This window comes from Halorubrum yunnanense (genome assembly GCF_026586675.1).
Taxonomy (GTDB): Archaea; Halobacteriota; Halobacteria; order Halobacteriales; family Haloferacaceae; genus Halorubrum; species Halorubrum yunnanense.
The window spans coordinates 256-2,775 of sequence record NZ_JAODIX010000022.1 but is presented as its reverse complement, the minus strand read 5'-3'; the positions used below and the strand labels follow the sequence as shown (position 1 = coordinate 2,775).

Here is a 2,520-nt window from a genome sequence, read left to right as displayed (position 1 = left end):
TGACAGGTAGTCCCAACGATATTCAGATCAGCAGACGGCGCTGGCGTGAGGCGTTAAACTACAACGAATGCTTTTGGGATAGAGAGTTGACCAAGAGCGGTGTCGATCGCTGTTGTCAGTTCGTCGAGTGAGTCGAAGAAGCGGTTGCTGAGCGCTGCTTGGAGCTGTCTCCAGCATTCCTCGACAGGGTTCAACTCCGGCGAATACGACGGGAGCGTTACAAAGGCGAGGTCGTCACGGGCCGCGAGGTCCGTGACGGCCGATGCCTGAAAATACGGTGCTCCATCGAGCACGACGATCAAATCCTCTTCAAATTCTTCACATAATGCTAAAATGAAATGTCTCGCGTGATCGGCGGTAATATACTCGGTGAGACGAGAGAAAAAGCGATCTCCGTCCTCGGTGATCGCGCCTAACAAGCACGTCCAGTCCCGTTGACCGGATAATTCGACGGAAGGCCGCGTGCCGCGCGGAAACCACGCGGCACGCGGCTCGACTTGGACAGATTTCTTGGTTTGATCGATACAGACTACTGTGGCGTCCATCTCTCGCCGCTTTTTTTTTGATCTCGTCGTGAAACGCTTCTTGGTCGTCTTCGTCTGATTCAGCGGCTGAACGGCGTGGTTTTTGATAGCTCAATCCCGCCTCTTTCAACAACCGCCGACAGCTCGGGAGTGAATACTTGACGCCGTACGTTTCTTCGAGTAATTCTTTGACAAGCGCCGGCGTCCACGCCGGCGCGTCAAAGCCGATCTCTTCGGGTGATTCGTGGACTGTTTGTTCAAACTCTTGCTGCTGTTTTTCTGAGAGTTTTCGCTTTCGACCAGATCGATGAGCATCAGTAACGGCCTGTTCAAGCGGCTCGTCCGTATCGAGTCGTTTGAGCCAACTGTAGATCGTTCTTCGGCCGGTATCGTGCCACTCGGCAAGTTCAGTCTGCGTGACGCCGTTTTTGTACGCGATCGCAGCTAACAACCGTTGCGTCGGTTTGTTTCCGTTCTTTGACGGAGATCTTGTTGAGATGGTCCATTAAATACTGTAATACTCTCTGAGCAGAGAATTCTAACGACTACTATATGTCTGGCGCGGCCGCCACCGAGACCAGCGCCGCCGTCGCGACCACGATGACTTTCATACGGGGACTTGGGGGAGGGTTGGTTAAAACTCCCGTCTCTGCGGCGGTGGTATTCAAATAAGGATTGAGGAGTGAGGCGTACCTTTTCAAAGTTTTAACGAAAACTCACGCCTCAGCGGTATCATCGGCCAAATCGATTTAGAGCTTAGAGCGCGAGGCGACACCGCAATTTCTGATGAAGCTCAGTATTCAACCACATCTGGCTGGATTACCGCTTTCGAATACTGTTTCTATTCTTGAGATATTCGTTGTTGAACGTGCTCGATCGATCGTCCATAATTGGGTTCATAAGGCCGATCGACAGCCCGAAGCTGGTCGGTGTCCAGATCACGTTGCGGTTGACGAAACCGCGATCCGACTCAACAATAAGCAATATTGGCTGTATGCCGCTGTCGATCCGGAGACAAACGAATTGACCCATACAAAACTCGAACCGACGACTACGAAGGTTCTTGCTCATTCGTTTCTAACGGAACTTTCCGGAAAACAAGACGTCTCCGACACCGTGTTTCTCGTCGATGGGTCGCAGTCGTTACAAGATGCGTGTCAGCGCCACGGCTTCGATTTTAGATACGAGAAACATGAATACCGGAATGCTGTTGAACGTATTTTTAAAGAAGTAAATCTGTCGAGATATCTGTTTATCAAACTTTTAGCAACGCCGAAGCAGAAACCGTCGACGATTGGATCAGATCGTTCGGCTTCGTATGCAATCAGCTTATCTGAACACTACAGGTGAGGCACCCATCGACTTCAAGTCGGGGATGCGCTCCAAATCACCACTCATAGTATATCCCACCACTTGGTTCGTTATTTTATCAGAATATATTTACAAAATGAAAGAAATCGGATTCGAGGCGGAAATCGATTTCGAGGAAAAGATGCGCGAACTGGTCGAGTGGGGCGTACACAGAATGCGGAGGATAGCTTCGAGGAGGCCCACGCTGAACTTGAAGAGAAGGGACTAATCGGGGGAGACGGATAAGAAACTGATTTTACGGATATCTCCGAATCAGACGTATGGGAAGGCCAAAAAAGTCCTCGTGACCGGTGGCGCAGGGTTTGTCGGGAGCCACGCTGTCGAATACTACGCTGAACGCGGCGCCAAGATCACACAGCTCTCGACAATCTCAGTCGCGTCGAGACGCTCGAAACTGCGGATGAAAGCCGAACTACAGCTGCATACAACTGGAAATATATCTCCAAGAACTACCCCAATTGACCTCGTTGAGGGTGATATCCGTAACGAGGAACTCGTAGAGGACATCGTGCCTTGTTTTGCCGCCTAGTGACGACGGTCTGGGACGCTCTTACTGTAATATTCCGCCAGATTAACCCGGAAATGGACGCCGTCTGGCGATATGGCATCGCTCAGACGGCTTGCT

General features: G+C 51.0%; 2 protein-coding genes and 2 pseudogenes. 3 read left to right on the top strand and 1 reads right to left on the bottom strand.

Annotated features, from left to right (window positions below; all coding sequences use genetic code 11):
• Window positions 1–53: 53 nt before the first annotated feature.
• A pseudogene (locus N5096_RS05015) lies at window positions 54–1,030 on the bottom strand (IS630 family transposase).
• 225 nt (window positions 1,031–1,255) lie between these two features.
• On the opposite strand from N5096_RS05015, the pseudogene N5096_RS05010 reads away from it, so the two are divergent.
• The 3 genes and pseudogenes from N5096_RS05010 to N5096_RS16490 all read left to right on the top strand — a co-directional run bounded on the left by N5096_RS05010 (window position 1,256) and on the right by N5096_RS16490 (window position 2,424).
• Window positions 1,256–1,861: pseudogene (locus N5096_RS05010) on the top strand (IS6 family transposase).
• Window positions 1,862–1,971: 110 nt separating this feature from the next.
• A complete protein-coding gene (locus N5096_RS05005) occupies window positions 1,972–2,103 on the top strand; it encodes a hypothetical protein (protein WP_267663229.1) in 132 nt (43 codons plus the stop codon).
• Window positions 2,104–2,178: 75 nt separating this feature from the next.
• Entirely contained in the window at window positions 2,179–2,424 is a 246-nt protein-coding gene (locus N5096_RS16490; RefSeq protein WP_379789989.1) for an NAD-dependent epimerase/dehydratase family protein, read from the top strand.
• Window positions 2,425–2,520: the final 96 nt, after the last annotated feature.

Bases quoted from the DNA above. Each gene is read 5' to 3' on its own strand.
- N5096_RS05005 (WP_267663229.1), top strand. From the start codon at position 1,972: ATGAAAGAAATCGGATTCGAGGCGGAAATCGATTTCGAGGAAAAGATG.